Source organism: Labrys methylaminiphilus subsp. lupini, from assembly GCF_051161885.1.
Lineage (GTDB): Bacteria > Pseudomonadota > Alphaproteobacteria > Rhizobiales > Labraceae > Labrys.
This window is the reverse complement of the sequence record NZ_JBMDIH010000001.1, coordinates 4311467-4328784: the sequence shown is the minus strand read 5'-3', so window position 1 is coordinate 4328784 and position 17318 is coordinate 4311467. Positions and strand designations below refer to the sequence as shown.

Here is a 17318-nt window from a genome sequence, read left to right as displayed (position 1 = left end):
GTCCTGATCATGCGTTCGACCCAATCCCTCAGCATCACACTGCCTCATGACATGGCGCAGATGGTCAAACAAAAAGTCGCTTCCGGTGAGTACGCAACCGAAAGTGAGGTCATCCGAGATGGCCTGCGCAGTTTGCAGGCCCGCGACGCGGCTCTGGAAAAATGGCTGAGAGACGAGGTCGTGAAAAGCTATGACGAGTACAAGGCCGATCCAACCACTGCCATTGATGGTGCGGAACTGAAACGCCGAATGGCTCTCCATTTGCGGGCGTCCTGACCTGCATGCCCCATGAGGTCAAGTTTACGCCGCGCGCGGAACGGCATCTCCGGGACCTGCAGCAATACATCGCGGTGGAAGCCGGACCTCAGACGGCCGGCAGATATATCGAGCGAGTGATCGATTATTGCCTTGGGCTGGAGACCTTTCCCCTTCGAGGCACCCAGCGCAACGATCTTCGCCCCGGACTGCGGGTCTTGGGCTTCGAACGCCGGGTGGCAATCGCCTTCACAGTCGATGATGCCGCGGTCGTCGTCCACGGCATCTTTTATGGCGGCCAGGATTTCGAAAGGCTTTGGCGCGACAAATCCTGAATGGCCTGCGCTTACAGCGCGGCTTCGACCATGATCTCGACGTCAAGGCCGGGGCCGGCGAGCTTGGCTTCTACCGTGGCGCGGGCCGGAGCCTGGCCGGCAACCACCCAGGCGTCCCAGGCTTCGTTCATTTCGGCCCAGGTGCCGATGTCGGTCAGCCAGATATTGGCCTTGATCACCTTGGTTTTGTCGGTGCCGGCCTCGCGCAGCGTCTCGTCGATCTGGGCGAGGATGTCGGCGGTCTGTTCCTTTACCGACTTGCCGACCGTGGTCTCGGCGACATAGCCGGACAGGTGAATCTTGTCGCCATGGATGACGGCGTCGCTCATGCGGTTGCCGGCGCCGATACGCTTCAGGGTCATGTCAGTCTCCAGTTTTGTTGAACGAGTTACTCCGCGCGCGGTGGGCGCGACAGCAATTGCTTGATGGCTTGGTCGATGCTGGCCTTGCCGGCCACCAAATCGGCGACGGCGGTGGCAACAGGCATGTCGACATGCCTTTCCCGGGCCATGCGCGCCAGGATCGGGGCGGTCCAGACGCCCTCGGCCAGACCGACATCGGCGATCGCCGTCTCCATGCCGATTCCCTTGCCGAGTTCCTCGCCGAAGCGCCGGTTGCGCGAGCGCGAGGAGGTGCCGGTGAGGATGAGATCGCCGAGGCCCGACAGGCCTGCCAGCGTCTCCGGGCGCGCGCCGAAGGCGAGGCCGAACCGCGTGAGTTCGGCGAAGCTGCGCGCGAGCAGGGCCGCCACCGTGCTCTCGCCGAAGCCGCGCCCGGCGGCGATGCCGGCCGCGATGGCGAGGACGTTCTTGGCCGCCCCGCCGATCTCCACGCCGCGCAAATCGTCGGTGTTATAGAGCCGGAAAGTCGGGGAACCGATGGCCCGGACGAGGCGCTCGCCGAGGGCACCGTCGGCGCAGGCCAGCGTCAGGGCGGTCGGATAGGCCTTGGCGATGTCGGCGGCAAAGCCCGGTCCGGAGAGCACGGCGGGGATGCAGCCTGGCAGGATCTCGGTGGCGATCTGCGAGACGAATTCGCCGCTCGAGCGCTCGATGCCCTTGGCGGCCAGGATGAGCGGCGTATTCGGCGCCACCGTGGCGGCCAGGCGCCCGCAGACGTCGCGCAGGGCCTGGGTGGGAACGGCCAGGATCAAGATGTCGGCGTGGGCGGCCTCGGCGAGATCGGCGGTCGGCTTGATGGCTTCGGGCAGAGCGAGGCCATCGAGCCTCGAGAGCCGGCGCGTATCCACCAACTCGGCCATGGCGGCGGCATCGCGGCCCCACAGGCTGACATGACGGCCGGCGCGTGCGGCGGCGCAGGCCAGCGCAGCGCCGAAGGCGCCGGCGCCGATCACCCCGATGCTTTTCGAGCCCGAGCCGCTCAAGCCTTCGCTCCCTTGCCGACGCCGGCCTTGCCGAGGCCCTGCTTGCCCGCGCCGGGTGCGTTGGGGTCGAGCGGCCAGCGGGCCCGCGGGCTCACGTCGAGGCCATCCGTGAGGCCGGCGGCTAGACGCTCGGCCCCAGCCCAGGCGATCATGGCGCCGTTATCGGTGCACAGGGCAGCCGGCGGCATCACGATGCGCAGGCCCGTCTCCGCGCCGAGGCGCTGCAGGCCGCGCCGGATGGCGAGATTGGCAGCGACGCCGCCCGCGATCACCAGGGCGCTGGGGGATTGGCCGGCGGTTTCGCGGAAGCGCCTGAGGCCGACGCGCGTGCGGTCGACCACCATGTCAACCACCGCTGCCTGGAAGGAGGCGCAGAGGTCGCGAATATCCTTGGCGGCAAGCGGCGCCAGCCTTTCGGCTTCGAGCCTCACGGCCGTCTTCAGTCCCGACAGAGAGAAATTCGGATCTGGCCGTCCCTGCAGCGGCCGGGGAAAGGCGAAGCGGGCGGCATCGCCGCTCATCGCCTGGGCCTCGACGGCGGGGCCGCCGGGATAGCCCAGGCCTAGCATCTTGGCTGTTTTGTCGAAGGCCTCGCCAATGGCATCGTCGATGGTGGTTCCAAGCCTGACATAGTCGCCGAGGCCGCGCACGGCCAGAAGCTGGGTGTGCCCGCCGGAGGCCAGCAGCAGCAGATAAGGAAAAGTGACCTGGTCGGTGAGGCGCGGGGTCAGCGCATGCGCCTCCAGATGGTTGACGGCGATCAGCGGCTTGCCGAGCGAGAGCGCCAGGGCCTTGGCGGTGGTGAGGCCGACGATCACGCCGCCGATCAGGCCGGGGCCCGCCGCGGCGGCGATGCCGTCGAGCCTGTCGAAGCGGATGTCCGCTTCTTCCAGGGCCTGCTCGATGATGTGGTCGAGCACCTCGACATGGGCGCGAGCAGCGATTTCGGGCACCACTCCGCCATAGGCGGCATGCTCGGCGATCTGCGACAGCACGACATTGGACAGAATCTCGCCTTCGCCGTCCTGATTTCGCATGACGACAGAGGCGGCGGTTTCGTCGCAAGTGGTTTCGATGCCGAGAACGAGCATGGGGCGGGCAGGTACCTGAGGAGTTGATGGCTCTCCCTATAGCACGATCCGCTCGCGGGGATAGGGGGAGTGGCCATGCCGGCCGAGCGCAGGAGGCTCCCGTTTCAGCAATGCGAGCGCGCGCGGCGGGTCGCCGGGCGGAAATTGCCGCGTTCGAAATGGGAGGGACTTGTGGGTGATCGCGCCCATCTCGACGTCCGGTGCAGGCGCTCCACGCTGGAGATCGGCCTTGGCGGGGGAAAACGGCCCGCTGGGGTTTGCTTGCCCGTCCCCGAAAACGCTAAAGCGTTTAACCATTGCCGGGATCATTGAGTCGGTGGGAAAGGGGGAAGCATGGGCGAACAATTCGACATGTTTCGGACCGAGGCGCTTCCGGAAAGGCGGGCGCCGTCTATTCGAGCCAAGCGTGCGCCTCCCGCACCCGTGCCGGCCCGCCAGCACGAGGCTCTCGACGAGGCCACGCTGGTCAGCATGCTGGAAGCAACCGGCCGCTACCGCATCCAGCGCAAGCTGGAGCCGCGCTCCGTCGTCTCGTGGGACAAGAGCAGATTTCCGCGCCTGGCGGTGATCGTCGATACCGAGACCACGGGCCTCGACCATGAGAAGAACGAGATCATCGAACTGGGCATGGTGGCGGTCACCTATGATCCTTCCGGGCAGGTCGGCGACGTCGTCGGCATCTTCAATGCCCTGCGCCAGCCTCAGGAGCCGATCCCGCCCGAGATCACCAGGCTGACCGGCATCACCGACGCCATGGTGGCCGGCAAGGCGATCTCGCCGGCGGAGGTCGAGGCCTTCATCGAGCCGGCGGACCTGATCATCGCTCATAATGCGCGGTTCGACCGTCCCTTCTGCGAGCGCTTCGCGCCGGGATTCGCACCCAAGCCCTGGGCATGCTCGAATGTCGAGATCGCCTGGTCCGACCGCGGCTTCGAAGGCACCAAGCTCGGCTATCTCCTGGGACAATCGGGCTATTTCCACAACGGGCATCGAGCCGTTGACGATTGTCATGCGCTGCTGGAGGTTCTGGCCCTGCCAAGCGGGGAGAGCAGGACGGTGCCCTTTGCCGAGCTGTTGAAGGCATCGGAACGCGCGCGCATCAGGATCTCGGCGATCAACAGCCCCTTCGACATGAAGGAGCGGCTCAAGGCTCGGGGTTATCGCTGGAACGACGGCAGCAATGGCCAGCCCAAGAGCTGGTGGACCGAAGTCGGCGAAGAGGAGGCGGAGGCGGAGCTGAAATTCCTGCGCGCCGAGATCTACCAATGGCCGGAGGCCAGGCCCCTGACGCAGCGCCTGGCAGCCACGGACCGGTTCAAGGCCTGATCGGCTGGCGGGTCTTCGACGTGTTTTTGGGCTCTTCGGCGAGGTTGCCCGACCTCATCGAATGAGCCCGCAACGATCGCGAAAAGATCAGGCCGCCAGATTGTGCCGGAACCAGGTGACGGCGCTGCCCACGATGGTGTCGATCTCGCGATGCTGGGGGTGCCAGCCCAGCAGTTCGGCCGCCTTGGTGGCCGCGGCATAGAGGCTGGCGGGATCGCCGGGCCGCCGCGGCTGGAAACGGATGTCGAGCTTGCGGCCTGTGCAGCGCTGTACCGCCTCGAGGATCTCGATCACCGAAGTGCCGATCCCGGTGCCGAGATTGAAGGCTGCGCTTTCGCCGCCTGCCTTGAGATAGTCGATGGCGCGCACATGGGCGTCGGCGATGTCGGCGACATGCACATAGTCACGGACCGCCGAACCGTCGGGCGTAGGATAGTCCCGGCCCAGCACATTGAAGACGGCGCGGTGGCTGAGCGCAGCCTGGATGGCGAGCGGGATGACATGGGTTTCCGGCTCGTGCCTTTCGCCCAGCTCACCGTCGAGGTCGGCGCCGGCGGCGTTGAAATAGCGCATCGCCGCCCATTTCAAGCCATAGGCGGTGCCGAAGTCGGCCAGAGCATGCTCAACCGCCAGCTTGGTCGCGCCATAGGGGCTGATCGGATTGCGCGGCGCACTCTCCAGGATCGGCAGGCTGGCCGGAACCCCGTAGGTCGCGCAGGTCGAGGACAGGATGAAGGTCTCGATCTCGTTCTGGCGCACGGCCTCGAGCAGGGTCAACGAGCCCACGACATTGTTGGAATAATATTTCGCGGGATCGGCGACCGATTCGCCCACCGTGGAACTGGCCGCGAAGTGCATCACCGCTTCGGGCTTGTATTTGGTGATCACCTTGTTGAGGAAGGCACTGTTGCGGATGTCGCCGACTTCCAGCGGACCCCATTTGACCGCATCGGCATGGCCCAAAGAGAGATTATCGACGACGACGGGGTCATAACCTGCCTGGGCCAGGGCCTTGCAGGCGTGGCTGCCAATATAGCCGGCGCCACCAGTTACCAGAACACGAGTCATGTTGGTTCCCATACTTGCCGGGGCTCAATCGATCCGGTTCCCGCGTACCGGGACTTCTCGCTGCGATTGACCTGTCGGGCGCGTCACTACTGTTAACCAAGATTTACCTTCAGATCGCGGATGCGGCTAGCTGGGAATCAGCGGTATCGCCGCACCGAAAGGATAGGGGCGCGCACCCGCCGCCCCCCTCCCAAAAGGTTGAGGGGCCCGCCCATTTCGACGAGGGCGGGGTCTCCTCGCGGATCAGGGGGCACCAAATCGCAAAACACCCTAGCCGTATACGGCGGCGCGGAGGGCGTCGGGATAGGCGCCGCCGACGCCGGCGACCGCCGTGTTGGTGAAGATGACCACCGAAAGCCCGCGTGCCGGATCCACGAACCAGCTGTGACCGTAGACGCCGCCCCATTGCCAGCATCCTGGCGAGCCGGGCATGCCGGCAGCGGCGGGATCGCGCAGGATCGACCAGCCGAGGCTGAAGCCACAGCCGGGATCGTCGATGTCGAGGTCGGCAATCGCATCCTCGCTCAGGAGGCGCTGGCTCTCCGGTGAGAGAATCGGCGCCCCGCCGCCGCGGACGGCTTCGAGGAAGCTGAGGAAATCGCCGGCCGTGCCCACCATGCCGGCACCGCCGGAGGGGAAGGCGGTGGCGTCGAAGGCGCGCTGTGGCGCGAAGGTGAGCCACCAGCCATTGTGGCATACGCGCTGGATCTCGCCCATGCGCACCGGGTGGGGCACGCCATCGGCATAGGCGGTTGCCAGGCGCTGGGGCTTGGTGGCAACGAATTCGGTGTCGGCCATGCCGAGCGGCCCGGTGATGCGTTCGGCCACGATCTCAGGCAGGCTTTTGCCGACGGCCTTTTCCATCAGCCCGCCCAGCACGTCGATCGCTACCGAATAGCGCCAGGCGCTGCCGGGCGCGAAGGCCAGCGGCTGGGCTGCGATCTTCTCGAGATTTTCCGCCATGCCGCGGCCGAGCCGGTCGAGGCCGTCGGCGATATCGGCGGCGGCATCGTAGTCATAGCGCAGGCCTGCGGTGTGGCTGAGAAGATGGCGCACCGTGATCACCGGCTCGCTGCCATCGGCGAGCCTGGGGCGGAAATTCGGAAGGTAACGTGTTACGCGGTCGTCGAGGCCGAGCTGTCCGGCCTCGACCAGTGCCAGGGCAGCGGCCGCCACCATCGGCTTGGTCACAGAGGCGAGGCGGAAGATGGTGTCCTCCGCGATCGGCGTGCCGGCCTCGCGATCGGCATGACCGGCGCTGCGACGATAGACGATCTCGCCCGCCTCGGCCACCAGCACCACGGTGCCGATGATGCGCTCCTCGGCGATGGCGGCGTCGATCACGGCATCGAGGCGCTCCGTACGGGCTTGGTCGATGGCGGGGGAAGGCTGGCCGTGCATGAGGAAAGCTCCGAAGCGGGAAGGTTTCGGACAATCGGCAACAAACCCGCTTCGTTCAAGTCCCTTTCCGGGCTGGGGGCCCGCGGCGGTCACTTGCCGGTCTGGTCGCTCCAACTGGCGTTCTCGCTCTTGCCGTTGAGGAAGGGCAGGGCGGTTGCCGTGAGCTGCGGCGACAGGAAGATGTCGTAATGGGTCAGGCCCGGCAGGATGGCGAGACGGTTCTTGGCCATATGCTCGCGCTGCCAGCCGGCATCATGCAGCCCGCCGCCGAGGAGCTGGTAGAACTTGACCACATGCTCGGGGCGATACATGTCGCTGTCGCCAAAGACCAGCATCACCGGCATGGTCAGCTTCGGCACGTCGGACGACCAGTCATAGGGCTTGCGCATCAGGGCGCCCATGGCGTCGAGCAGGCGTGGGAATTCGGCCGGATCGGGCGCGACCTTGACATAGGACTGGTACATCGGCGTGGCCTTCATCATCTCGGCCATGCCGGCGCCGACCTGGGCCTGCATCGGCAGCATCTCGGGATAGAAGCCGTCCTGGGCAAAGCCTGCGGAGACCAGCACCAGCCGCCGCACCTTGTCGGGGTGCTGGGCGGCGAGCTGGAAGGCGACGCCGCCGCCCATGGAGTAGCCGAACACGTCGACCTGGCCGTAGCCGAGCTTGGCGAGGATCTGGCCCATGTCGTCGCCCATGGCCTTGAGATCGATCGGGCGCTTGCCGAGCGGCGTGCGGCCATGGCCCTGGAGATCGACGGCGATGATCTGGCGATGGGCGGTCAGCGTCGGCATGACCGGCTGGAACATGTCGATCGAGCCGAGGCCGCCATGCAGCAGGAGGAGCGGTTCGCCGCTGCCACGTATCTCGTAATAATAGTTCACGCCGCCGGCCTCGATATGGCCGCTCTTGGCCTGCGCCTGGTCGGTCGTCGCCGTCTCTGCGCCCGTCGCCACGCTCATGGCGACGGAAAGGCTGCCGACGCCGATCACCAGGGCGGCCAGCAGGGATTTCAGGATGGAGGCTTGCGGCATGGTTCGTCACTCCTGTCTCGACGGATGGGTCCGATGGTTCTGGTTTCGGGCCGCGCGAGCCGTTTTTCGCTCGTGGGGCGTCGCGCAAAGGACGCTGGCCGGCGGGACCGGCCGACATCGGCGACGGGTTTTTTTCGCAAGGCCAATCGGGGAGGAGTGCAGGGGCGAGTCGATTTGAGACGGACTGTGGCGATTTTGCTCTATCGAAGAAACGACAAGGGGTGTTATAAATCCGTACAAGATGCTAACTGTATGGCTCTGTTGAATTTTTTGTTTCCGGTCCGGTTAAGTGAAATAGCCGATTGGAAGCAGGGCGAGCGGCTTGGTCATGACCAGATTTCGTGTGAAGCGGCCCCGCTGAGGCAGGCCGGCTTGTCACGATGATCTCACGCCGAACGCCGACAGTGCCGCGGTGACGCGCCTGGGCCGGGGAACAAGGTAGGTCGACATGATGGATGATATCGATGACCTCGAGAGCAAGAGCGGAGCGATCGAAGCACCGGTGCTGACCAGCCTGTTGCGCCTCGCCTCCCCCCCCAGCGGCAACTTCGTGCTCGCCGAGTTCCATTTCGACGGGAACGCCGTCTTGAAGGTGCCCCTCTCTCCCGAAGCTGCCGAGGCTTTGCATACCGCCCTCGGCCTCTGGCTTGCCACGACCGGGGGCTCCTCGCCGGTGCGGCACTAGCGCAGGCATTTGTTGCAGCCTCTTCCGGATGTCGACGCGCCGAACGATGTCCAGGGCATATCGCCCACCGTCATGCGGGCTTTGTGATCTTTCTCCATAAGCTCGCCTTTGACTCCCCTAACCTCCGGCGTTAAGCAGCCGCGAGCTGTTTGGGAAAAATATCGATCGTGTCCATTCTGTTGCGCCTCGGCACGCGAGGCAGTCCGCTTGCATTGGCGCAGGCCCGGCAGACGCAGGCCCTGCTGGCCGGCCTGTTGGAGATCGCGCCCGAGCGTATCGAGATCCGGGTGATCAAGACCTCCGGCGACATGATCCGTGACCGGCCGCTCTCGGAAGTCGGCGGCAAGGGGCTGTTCACCAAGGAGATCGAGCGGGCGCTGGAAGATGGCGAGATCGATATCGGCGTGCATTCCTGCAAGGACATGCCGACCGTGCTGCCCGACGGCCTGGTGCTCGCGGGCTTTCTGGAGCGCGAGGATGTCCGCGATGCGCTGATCGCGCCCGGCATCGCCTCCTTCGCCGAGCTGCCGCAGGGCGCCGTGGTCGGCACGGCGGCGCTACGGCGCCAGGCCCAGGTCAAGCATCTCAGGCCCGATCTTCAGACCGTGCTGTTCCGAGGCAATGTCGAGACGCGCCTGCGCAAGCTCGCCGAAGGGCAGGCCGATGCCACGCTGCTGGCGGTGGCTGGCCTGAAGCGGCTCGGCCTCATCGCCCATGCCAGCGCCATCCTCTCCGAAGAGGATTTCCTGCCAGCCGTCGGCCAGGGCGCCATCTGCCTGGAAACCCGGGCTGACGATGGCGACACCATCCGCCACGTCGCCGGCATCGACCATCGCGACACCCATCTGGCCGTGAAGCTGGAGCGAGCCTTCCTCACCGTCCTGGATGGCTCCTGCCGCACCCCGATCGCCGGACATGCCGTGGTGGAGGGGGATGCCATCCGCTTTCGCGGGCTCATCCTCAAGCCTGACGGCAGCGAGGTGCACGAGGCCCAGCGCAGCGGCCGCGTCGCCGATGCGGAGGCGCTCGGGCGCTCGGCCGGCGAGGAACTGCACGCTCTGGGCGGCGAAGGATTCTTTGCCGGCTGATCATCCGGTGGCGAGCGGAATGGCCTTCCTGTCGCGCCGATCACGCGGCCGGCGGCGTATCGAGCGGAAGGACAATGATGGCGCGCATACTCGTCACCCGGCCGATTGAGGAGGCACGGCAGACGGCGAAGGTTCTCGCGCGGCTGGGCCATGAGCCGGTGATCGAGCCGATGCTGGAGATCGTGTTCGGCGGCGACGCCCTGCCGACCGGACGCTTCGATGCCCTCATCGTCACCAGCGGCAATGCCCTGGCCGCCCTTTACGAGCGGTCGGAATTCGAGGGGCTGACCGCCACGCCCCTGATCGCAGTCGGCCGTCGTACCGGGGCCGTTGCTCGCGCCATGGGTTTTGAAGACGTCGAGACCTTCGGGCGCGATGTGGCCAGCCTGATCACCCATGTCCGAGAGGCCTGGCGCGAGCCGCACCGGGCCCTCTATCTGGCTGGGGCCGACCGCACCGGCGATCTCGTCGGGGCTCTCGCGGGGATGGGACATCGCATCGAACTCGCCGTCGTCTACACCGCGCATCAGGCGGCGCGGTTCCGGCCCGAGACCCAGGCGGCGCTGACGCAGGGCGGGCTCGATGCCGTGCTGCATTACTCCGCGCGCACGGCGGAGGCCTTCATCGCCTGCGCCGGTGGTGCCGAAGCCGTGGCGCGCCTGCCGGCGCGGCATCTGTGCCTGTCGCGCAAGGTGGCCGAGGTGATATCGGCCACCGGCGCCGTCGAGGTCGCCTTTCCCGCGCGTCCGGAGGAGGATGCGCTGCTGGCGTTGATCTGAGCGCCTCCCGGAACGACGAGTTGCAGCAAGGTGCGATCAGCGGCCCTGGCTCGAATGGAGATGTTCGGGCAGGATTTCCGGCGGAATCGGACTTTCGAAGGGCCGGCCGCCGGTGCGCCGGTTGAGTTCGGCTTTCGCCCTGGCGATCAGGTCCGGCTTGCTCAGGCAGTCGGCCGCCGTGCTGGCGAGCACCTTCGCCGCCGCGACCATGCCCTTATGGGCCGCCGGCTCCAGGCCCTGCGTCACCAATTGCCAGCTATGAAAGGGTGTGCCGATCGCAAAGCAGGCGGTGTGGCATTGCACCGTCGGCGCAATCCAGCTGACGTCGCCGACATCCGTGCTGCCCATCTGCACGCTGGCCCTCCGGGCCATAGGCAGGATGCCTTCGTGCAGGCTATGGGTGGCCAAGGCTGGATCATGCGGCGCCACGCTTGCGGCAATGTCTTCGTCCGACAGGCTGGCCCGGCGTAGCCGGTCAGCGAAGTTACGGTCATCGCCGTCGAAAGCCGGGGCGCCGATGCGGATCATGTTGTCGTGCATGGCTTCGAGCAGGGTTTCGTTGGGCACGAGATTGAGCCCGGCATCGGTTACCTGGAAACTGGTTTGCGTCTCCGTCATCAACGCGGCGCCCTCGGCCGCCTTCTTGACGCGTTCGAACAGGCGTTTGGTATCGGCGATATCGGGGGAGCGCACCAGATAGAGCACTTCGGCATTGGCCTGTACGACATTGGGCGCGATGCCGCCGCTATTGGTGACGGCGTAATGGATACGCGCCTCCGCCGGCATATGCTCGCGCATATAATTGACGGCGATGTTCATCAGTTCCACCGCGTCCAGCGCCGAGCGGCCGAGATGCGGGCTGGCCGCCGCGTGCGAAGCACGGCCGGCGAAGCGGAAATAGCATTGGATGAAGGCGAGGCTGGAGGCGGCCACGACTTCGTTGACGACGCTCGGATGCCAGCAGAAGGCGACGTCGACATCGTCGAATACGCCGGCCCGGGCCATGAAGCTCTTGCCCGAGCCGCTCTCCTCGGCGGGGCAGCCGTAATAGCGCACGCGGCCCTCGATACCCGCCGCGGCCAGCGCATCCTTCAAGGCCACCGCGGCCAGGGCCGCGCCCGCGCCGAGGAGGTTGTGGCCGCAGCCATGGCCGGGACCGCCGCGCTGCAGCGGTTCGGCCTTCTCGACGCCGCTGGCCTGGGACAGATCCGGCAGGGCATCATACTCACCCAGGAAGGCCAGCACCGGTCCGCCCTCGCCATATTCGGCCATGAAGGCGGTCTCGATGCCACCCGCCTTGCGCGTGATGCGGAAACCCTCTGCCGTCAGGGCCGCAATATGCTCCTCGCAGGATCGCTGCTCTTCGAAAGCGAGTTCCGGCATGTGCCAGATGCGATCGCTCAAGGCGCAGAAGGATTGCGCCTTCGCATCGACATGCTCGACGATGTGCTGGAGCGTCAGACGATCATTCTGCGTCATCTCTGCGGTTCTTCCCTGTCGAGGCGGCTGCGCCGCCAATTGTCCTTCATGGCCGTGATGCCCGTCGCGCCGGGAGCCGGCTCCCGCGGCAAGTTCCTGGCGGAAAGACGGAACGACTGTGACCGATATCGATCACCGACACCGAAACCGCAAGCGGATCAATCGCTGGCATGGGATCGCTTGAATATCCTCGCGGCCAGGAGGCCTTGCCTTGGCCCGTCACCGTGCGGAACGATTGGAACAGGCGGAGGTTTTCACAATCGGATAGCGCCCGTTTCCTGCCTGCCTTTACGCCGGTGGCTGTCCAGCGGGCTTCGGTTTGGGCAAATTGGCTTGTCGGGTTTTCATGCTATAGGCTGGGCCCGTTGGGGGTCTCCATGGGGGTCGCATGGCACGGGAAGACAGCACGCAAGGCAGGCCGAAAAAGCAGAAAAGCGCAGGCCTCGGTCCCGCGACGTTGGATTTGAGCGCCACCGAAGTCGCCGAATCGCCCGCAACCTCGACTGCTTCGCCGGCGCAGGCCGCCGGCGGGGAAGCATCTGCCTTCAGTCCCGAATCTGCCGCCGAGGTACAGCCCGCCACCGGCGAGGCGCCGAAGACCGAGGAAACCGGTGCTGCCGCCGCGGCGGATGCCGGGGAGGAGGCGGGCCCGTCGATCTGGGCGCGCCCGTCCGCCGATGGCGAACAGGCCAGCGGCGATACGCCGCGCACCGAGGCGCCCGCCGAACCGGAGGCTGCCTCTCCCCCGCCTCGACCTGAATCCGAATTCGCGCCTCCGCCTCCACCGCCTCAACGTTCGGGCTTGTCGACCCTCGCTGCGGCGCTGGCGGGTGGTATCGCCGGCGGCGTGCTGGTGCTGCTGGCCGGCGCCCTTGGCGTCGTCCCGCTCGGCAAGAGCGGCGGCGATGACGGGCTGGCCTCCCGGCTGGCGATTGCCGAGCAGGACGCCGCTGCCGCCAAGAAGACCACGGGTGAGGCCCTCAGCCGCCTCGCCGCCCTCGAGACAGGCGCCAAGACGACACAGGAAGCGGCGAACAATGCCCTCGCCCTGGCAGGCGAAGCCCAGAAGACGGCTGGTGCTGCCGCCTCGTCCACGCCGGCCGCGCCTCCGGCGGGACCCGACGTTTCCGGCCTGACGGAGCGCCTCGCCAAGGCCGAAGGCGAGATCGCCACCCTCGGCGACGGCCTGCGCCAGGTTGGCACCGCAGCCAACGGCCTGTCGCAGGAACTCGCGCAGGTCAAGCAGGCGGCCAGCGCGACGCCGGACAAGGCGGCCGCCTATGCCGTCGCGCTCGGACAACTCAGCGAGGCCATCCGCAGCGGCAAACCCTTCGCCACCGAATTGCAGACGGCCACTGGGCTCGGCGGCAATGCAGAAGCCCTGGCGCCGCTGACGGGCCTTGCCTCGACGGGCGTGCCGTCGATCGAGGCCCTGGCTACCAGCTATGATGCGCTGAAGCCGCAGATCGAGGCGGCGCTCACACCCAAGCCCGAACCCCTGTCGTCGGATGCGGGCGTGATGGATCGGATCACCGCCAGCCTCGGCAACATCGTCACCGTCACGCGCGACGGCGAGGGTGGGGATGGCGATCCGGTCGCCTCGGCCGAAAAGGTCTCGAAGGCCCTGCACGCGGGCGATCTGACCGCAGCCATCGCGGCCTTCAAGGCGATGCCGGAGGCGGGCCAGCAGGCCGGTGCCGCCTGGCTCACCCAGGCTGCGGGTGCCGCCGAAGCCCTCGCTTTGATCAAGGCGCAGACCGGCGCCGCCCTGCAGAAATTCTCTCATCCGTGAGGCGTCGATGATCCGGGCTCTTGTCACTGTCCTCGTTCTCGCTCTCGCGGCTTACGGGCTCTATTTGCTCGCCAGCCGGCCGGGCGATGTCTCCCTGACCGTTGGGCTGACAACCTATAAGGTGAAGCTGGTCTGGGCCGCCGTCGCCGTGCTGGTGCTCGTTGGCGTGCTGATGGCTGTTATCGGCTTCCTGCGCTGGCTGTTGCGTTCGCCCGCCAATGTCGCCGGCTATTTCCGCACCCGCCGCCGCTCCAAGGGCTTCAATGCGGTGACGCAGGGCATGATCGCCGTCGGTTCGGGCGATGTCCGCCGTGCCCAGCGCCAGGCTGTTGATGCCGAGCGCATCCTTGGTTCGGAGCCGCTGGCCCTGCTCCTGCGGGCGCAAGCCTCGCAGCTTTCGGGGGACCGCGCCGGCGCCGAGGCCGCCTTCCGCGCCATGCTTTCGGAGGCCGAGACCAAGCCCCTCGGCCTGCGCGGCCTCTTCGTCGAGGCGCGGCGACGTGGCGATGCTCACGCTGCCCGCCAACTCGCCGCCGAAGCGGTGAAGACCTCGCCGACCCTGCCCTGGGCTGGCACAGCCTTGCTCGAATTCCAGTCGATCGAGAAGGATTGGAGCGGCGCGCTCTCGACTTTGGCGCGCAACGCCAATCATCGTCTTATCGACAAGGAGACGGCCAAGCGCCATCGTGCCGTGCTGCTGACCGCCCAGGCGATCGAGCAGGCGGAGCGCGATCGCGCGGGCGCCAAGGCCAGCGTGCTCGAAGCGCTCAAGCTTGCCCCGGGCCTGGTGCCCGCGGCGGTGCTGGCGGCCAAGCTGCTCTCGGAGGGCAACGATATCCGCAAGGCTTCCAAGGTGCTGGAGACGACCTGGCGCCTGCAGCCGCATCCCGACATCGCCGAAGCCTATACCAATGTCCGGCTCGGCGATTCCGCCCGTGACCGTTATGCCCGCGTCCAGACGCTCGCCGCCCAGATGGCCGGCAATCCGGAGGCGGCGATTGCGCTGGCCCGCGCCGCTCTCTCAGCCCGCGATTTCGCGGTCGCCCGCTCGGCGCTGTCGCCGCTGCTGGCATCGGGCGCTACCGAGCGTGTCTGCCTCTTGATGGCCGATATCGAAGAGGCCGAGCACGGCGCCACCGGCAAGGTCCGCGAATGGCTGTCGCGTGCCGTGCGGGCGCCGCGCGATCCGGTCTGGACCGCCGACGGCATGGTATCCGACGTCTGGCTGCCGGTCTCACCCGTCACCGGCCGGATCGATGCGTTCGAGTGGAAGACGCCGGTCGAGCGCCTTGGCGCGCCGGTGGTGTCCTATGCCGATGACGTCCTAGCCGATGTGGACGAACCCGAGCAGCCCAAGCTGGTCGAGGCGCATGTCAGGCCGGTCGAGACGCCCCCGCCCGCGGTCGAGAAGCCCGTGGAACCGGCCGCTGCCGCGCCGCCGATACCGGTCGAGCCAGCCAAGGTCGAGCCCATCAAGGTTGAGCCAGCCAAGATCGAGGTCCTGTCGCCCGAGCCATCCAAGCCCGAGCCGTTGAAGCCGCCGCCGCGCCGCCCGCCGCCGCCCATGCCGGTGGTGCCGTCGCATCCGGTGCCTGATGATCCCGGCACAGGGGAGGACGAACCGAGCCGGGTAGTGCGCTTTCCGATCAACGGCTGATAGCGGCTGCTATCGAAGAAGATCTTCGTAATCTGGCATGGCAATGCGCGAGCGCACGGACAGCGCGCCCGCAACGGCGTAGGGTGTTCCGAGCTGCGCATCGCCTCTGGAGGGCCGCATGAGACGTCATTTCCTGATGCGTGTTGTGTTGGCGGAGTCCGTCCTCATCCTGATGGCCGGCACGGCGTCAACAGCCCTGGCGGCTGGTTCGGCACCCGACGAGGCCTTCCAGCGCCAGGTCTTCGGCCGGACCATCGACAAGGACAGGATCCATGCCTGCTATCGGCGCGCCTATGATGCGCCGCATCTGGGCAGCCATCCCCAGCAGAATGTGCGCACCATGACACTGCTGGTCACCGGATCGGCGGGAGAGGGTGCCGATCCCGGTTATACGCTCGGGCTGGGCGTGACCTTCCGCAAGGCCGGCACGCATTTCGAGACGTTCGGGGGCTGCGGTGCTATCGGCTCTTCCGCTGCGCCTGCGGCCAAGGCGACGATCGCTCATTGCAGCGTCGATTGCGACGGCGGAGCCATCGACGTGCGGCTCAAAAATGAAAAATCCGTCCTAGTCGCCATCCCCGACGGCGCGCGCATCTGGAAGGCCGGCAGCGACAGCGAGGACAGCGATGAGCGCAAGCGCTTCGGCGCGGACGACAAGCTGTTCCGGCTCGACCGCACCGCGCTGACCGACTGCCTGTCCCTGGTCGGGGACGAGGACGAGAAGGCGATGCTGCGCCGCGGCCAGTGAAGCGGATCGAAGCTACACCGTATTGTGGCCTAACTCTTTGTTTTAAAGCGCTTTCTTGATCGTAAAGCCTATCGATTTTCTGGAAAACGCTCCTTTTCTGGAAAACGCTCTTGGAGAGCCTCACATGGATCGTAGAACCGCCGTGAGGGCCATGTTGGCAAGCGGCCCGGCCATTCTCGTCGCGGGGGCGGATGCTGCCTTCGCCGCCGAGGCCAAGCCGGTGCCGCGCATCGCCTATCACCTTGCCGATCTGGAGAAGGCCGGTTTCGTGCTCGGCAATCTGCGCAATCATATCGACGGCATGGGCGGTCCCGACGGCGTGAAACTGGCCGTGGTGGTGCATGGCCCGGCCCTGCGAGCCTTCCGGGCGGATGGCGGCAACCAGGATTTCAAGGCGCGTTTCGGCCGGCTCATGCAGGACGGCGTCGCCTTCCACGCCTGCCGGCACACGCTGGAAGGCATGAAACTCAGCCTTGCCGACCTCCTGCCCGGCTTTGCGGTGGCGGAGAAGGGCGGCGTCGTCCTGCTGGCCGAACTCCAGGGCGAGGGCTGGCTCTATTTGCGGCCATAGCTCGGCGGAGAAGGGGAGCCGGCCTGCTGCGAATCGCCCTGGAGCCGCAATGGGGGCAGTTCGTAGCGGGCCAACTTGGCGATGTCGGCGGGGCGCCCGGTCTTCAGCCGCCCCAGGAAGGCCTTGGCGGCCTCGTTGCCATAAGCGCGGCGGCTGATCGCAAACAGCATGACGCCGTCGCCGCGCGGCGCATAGCGATAGGCGTTCCACTCCACCGTGAACTCGCCCCAGGGGTTCTTCTGGCTGACCAGGAAGTCCAGCAGGATCTCGCCCGTAGGCGCATTGCGGATGAGGGCCATCTGCACGAGCGGATCCCCGCCTTTGCGCTGGTTGAGCGAATCGACCTGCGCCTTGGCGGCGCCGGCGACATCCGTGCCGCCGGCCAGCAGTTCCACCAGCACCATCTTGGTGTATTCGGCCACGGTCTCGTCGGCCGGCAGATATTCCTGCTTGTAATAGGACGGATTGGGCTGGGCGCTCCAGGCGAGCCGGTATTCCGTGCCGTCGAAGGCGAGCGGGCCGGGCAGGCCGATGCGGTCGACAGCCTCCTGCGCGGCCAGTCCGGCCGGCAGCGCGATCAGGGCCAACAGAATCAAGCCGGCGCGGGCGGCGTGACGGATGAGCG

General features: G+C 66.8%; 18 protein-coding genes. 10 read left to right on the top strand and 8 right to left on the bottom strand.

The window, feature by feature from the left end; genetic code table 11:
• Positions 1-9 precede the first annotated feature (9 nt).
• Together ACN6KF_RS20390 and ACN6KF_RS20385 are read left to right on the top strand one after the other, a co-directional pair.
• Entirely contained in the window at positions 10-276 is a 267-nt protein-coding gene (locus ACN6KF_RS20390; protein ID WP_434958598.1) for a type II toxin-antitoxin system ParD family antitoxin, read from the top strand.
• A gap of 5 nt (positions 277-281) precedes the next feature.
• Positions 282-590 (top strand): type II toxin-antitoxin system RelE/ParE family toxin, encoded by a 309-nt coding sequence (locus ACN6KF_RS20385; protein WP_434958597.1) that lies wholly within the window; start codon positions 282-284, stop codon positions 588-590.
• Positions 591-601: 11 nt separating this feature from the next.
• Here ACN6KF_RS20385 and ACN6KF_RS20380 read toward each other — a convergent pair whose 3' ends face one another.
• Genes ACN6KF_RS20380 through tsaD form a run of 3 tightly spaced genes read right to left on the bottom strand, consistent with a single transcriptional unit; the run spans position 602 to position 3065 of the window.
• On the bottom strand, positions 602-952 hold the full coding sequence (locus ACN6KF_RS20380; RefSeq protein WP_434958596.1) for a RidA family protein: 351 nt from the start codon (positions 950-952) through the stop codon (positions 602-604).
• A 26-nt stretch (positions 953-978) separates the two neighbouring features.
• Entirely contained in the window at positions 979-1974 is a 996-nt protein-coding gene (locus tag ACN6KF_RS20375) for an NAD(P)H-dependent glycerol-3-phosphate dehydrogenase (protein WP_434958595.1), read from the bottom strand.
• Complete coding sequence (tsaD, locus tag ACN6KF_RS20370; protein ID WP_434958594.1) at positions 1971-3065, bottom strand: tRNA (adenosine(37)-N6)-threonylcarbamoyltransferase complex transferase subunit TsaD; 1095 nt, start codon at positions 3063-3065, stop codon at positions 1971-1973. The genes ACN6KF_RS20375 and tsaD overlap by 4 nt, the downstream gene beginning before the upstream one ends.
• A 333-nt stretch (positions 3066-3398) precedes the next feature.
• Here tsaD and ACN6KF_RS20365 point away from each other — a divergent pair, with 333 nt between their 5' ends.
• The gene (locus ACN6KF_RS20365) at positions 3399-4391 is read left to right on the top strand and encodes a 3'-5' exonuclease (protein WP_434958593.1); all 993 of its coding nucleotides are present in this window, start codon (positions 3399-3401) and stop codon (positions 4389-4391) included.
• A gap of 87 nt (positions 4392-4478) precedes the next feature.
• Here the strand turns inward: ACN6KF_RS20365 and galE are convergent, their stop codons facing one another.
• From galE to ACN6KF_RS20350, 3 genes are all read right to left on the bottom strand, one after another.
• The gene (gene galE / locus ACN6KF_RS20360; RefSeq protein ID WP_434958592.1) at positions 4479-5459 is read right to left on the bottom strand and encodes a UDP-glucose 4-epimerase GalE; all 981 of its coding nucleotides are present in this window, start codon (positions 5457-5459) and stop codon (positions 4479-4481) included.
• A 270-nt stretch (positions 5460-5729) separates the two neighbouring features.
• Entirely contained in the window at positions 5730-6860 is a 1131-nt protein-coding gene (locus tag ACN6KF_RS20355; RefSeq protein ID WP_434958591.1) for a serine hydrolase domain-containing protein, read from the bottom strand.
• An 89-nt stretch (positions 6861-6949) separates the two neighbouring features.
• Positions 6950-7894 (bottom strand): alpha/beta fold hydrolase, encoded by a 945-nt coding sequence (locus tag ACN6KF_RS20350; protein ID WP_434958590.1) that lies wholly within the window; start codon positions 7892-7894, stop codon positions 6950-6952.
• 448 nt (positions 7895-8342) lie between these two features.
• Here ACN6KF_RS20350 and ACN6KF_RS20345 point away from each other — a divergent pair, with 448 nt between their 5' ends.
• The 3 genes from ACN6KF_RS20345 to ACN6KF_RS20335 all read left to right on the top strand — a co-directional run bounded on the left by ACN6KF_RS20345 (position 8343) and on the right by ACN6KF_RS20335 (position 10446).
• Positions 8343-8579 (top strand): hypothetical protein, encoded by a 237-nt coding sequence (locus ACN6KF_RS20345; RefSeq protein ID WP_434958589.1) that lies wholly within the window; start codon positions 8343-8345, stop codon positions 8577-8579.
• 164 nt (positions 8580-8743) lie between these two features.
• On the top strand, positions 8744-9667 hold the full coding sequence (hemC, locus tag ACN6KF_RS20340) for a hydroxymethylbilane synthase (RefSeq protein WP_434959724.1): 924 nt from the start codon (positions 8744-8746) through the stop codon (positions 9665-9667).
• Positions 9668-9741: 74 nt separating this feature from the next.
• Positions 9742-10446: a uroporphyrinogen-III synthase gene (locus ACN6KF_RS20335; RefSeq protein ID WP_434958588.1), complete on the top strand. Its 705-nt coding sequence runs from the start codon at positions 9742-9744 to the stop codon at positions 10444-10446.
• Between the two features lie 36 nt (positions 10447-10482).
• On the opposite strand, the gene ACN6KF_RS20330 is transcribed toward ACN6KF_RS20335, so the two are convergent.
• Positions 10483-11925 carry a M20 family metallopeptidase gene (locus ACN6KF_RS20330; RefSeq protein ID WP_434958587.1) on the bottom strand — a complete coding sequence of 481 codons (1443 nt, stop codon included), beginning with the start codon at positions 11923-11925 and terminating at the stop codon, positions 10483-10485.
• 463 nt (positions 11926-12388) lie between these two features.
• On the opposite strand from ACN6KF_RS20330, the gene ACN6KF_RS20325 reads away from it, so the two are divergent.
• The 4 genes from ACN6KF_RS20325 (at position 12389) to ACN6KF_RS20310 (ending at position 16693) form a co-directional block, all read left to right on the top strand.
• Complete coding sequence (locus ACN6KF_RS20325) at positions 12389-13717, top strand: COG4223 family protein (RefSeq protein WP_434958586.1); 1329 nt, start codon at positions 12389-12391, stop codon at positions 13715-13717.
• A gap of 7 nt (positions 13718-13724) precedes the next feature.
• Complete coding sequence (locus ACN6KF_RS20320) at positions 13725-15374, top strand: heme biosynthesis protein HemY (RefSeq protein WP_434958585.1); 1650 nt, start codon at positions 13725-13727, stop codon at positions 15372-15374.
• A gap of 118 nt (positions 15375-15492) precedes the next feature.
• The gene (locus ACN6KF_RS20315) at positions 15493-16122 is read left to right on the top strand and encodes a hypothetical protein (protein ID WP_434958584.1); all 630 of its coding nucleotides are present in this window, start codon (positions 15493-15495) and stop codon (positions 16120-16122) included.
• 124 nt (positions 16123-16246) lie between these two features.
• Positions 16247-16693 (top strand): DsrE family protein, encoded by a 447-nt coding sequence (locus ACN6KF_RS20310; RefSeq protein WP_434958583.1) that lies wholly within the window; start codon positions 16247-16249, stop codon positions 16691-16693.
• Here the strand turns inward: ACN6KF_RS20310 and ACN6KF_RS20305 are convergent.
• Positions 16678-17280 (bottom strand): hypothetical protein, encoded by a 603-nt coding sequence (locus ACN6KF_RS20305; RefSeq protein WP_434958582.1) that lies wholly within the window; start codon positions 17278-17280, stop codon positions 16678-16680. The two genes, ACN6KF_RS20310 and ACN6KF_RS20305, sit on opposite strands and share 16 nt — an antisense overlap.
• Positions 17281-17318 lie beyond the last annotated feature (38 nt).

Coding starts and splice junctions, on each gene's coding strand:
- ACN6KF_RS20390 (WP_434958598.1), top strand. CDS start 10: ATGCGTTCGACCCAATCCCTCAGCATCACACTGCCTCATGACATGGCG.
- ACN6KF_RS20385 (WP_434958597.1), top strand. CDS start 282: ATGCCCCATGAGGTCAAGTTTACGCCGCGCGCGGAACGGCATCTCCGG.
- ACN6KF_RS20380 (WP_434958596.1), bottom strand. CDS start 952: ATGACCCTGAAGCGTATCGGCGCCGGCAACCGCATGAGCGACGCCGTC.
- tsaD (WP_434958594.1), bottom strand. CDS start 3,065: ATGCTCGTTCTCGGCATCGAAACCACTTGCGACGAAACCGCCGCCTCT.
- ACN6KF_RS20365 (WP_434958593.1), top strand. CDS start 3,399: ATGGGCGAACAATTCGACATGTTTCGGACCGAGGCGCTTCCGGAAAGG.
- galE (WP_434958592.1), bottom strand. CDS start 5,459: ATGACTCGTGTTCTGGTAACTGGTGGCGCCGGCTATATTGGCAGCCAC.
- ACN6KF_RS20355 (WP_434958591.1), bottom strand. CDS start 6,860: ATGCACGGCCAGCCTTCCCCCGCCATCGACCAAGCCCGTACGGAGCGC.
- ACN6KF_RS20350 (WP_434958590.1), bottom strand. CDS start 7,894: ATGCCGCAAGCCTCCATCCTGAAATCCCTGCTGGCCGCCCTGGTGATC.
- ACN6KF_RS20345 (WP_434958589.1), top strand. CDS start 8,343: ATGATGGATGATATCGATGACCTCGAGAGCAAGAGCGGAGCGATCGAA.
- ACN6KF_RS20335 (WP_434958588.1), top strand. CDS start 9,742: ATGATGGCGCGCATACTCGTCACCCGGCCGATTGAGGAGGCACGGCAG.
- ACN6KF_RS20330 (WP_434958587.1), bottom strand. CDS start 11,925: ATGACGCAGAATGATCGTCTGACGCTCCAGCACATCGTCGAGCATGTC.
- ACN6KF_RS20320 (WP_434958585.1), top strand. CDS start 13,725: ATGATCCGGGCTCTTGTCACTGTCCTCGTTCTCGCTCTCGCGGCTTAC.
- ACN6KF_RS20315 (WP_434958584.1), top strand. CDS start 15,493: ATGAGACGTCATTTCCTGATGCGTGTTGTGTTGGCGGAGTCCGTCCTC.
- ACN6KF_RS20310 (WP_434958583.1), top strand. CDS start 16,247: ATGGATCGTAGAACCGCCGTGAGGGCCATGTTGGCAAGCGGCCCGGCC.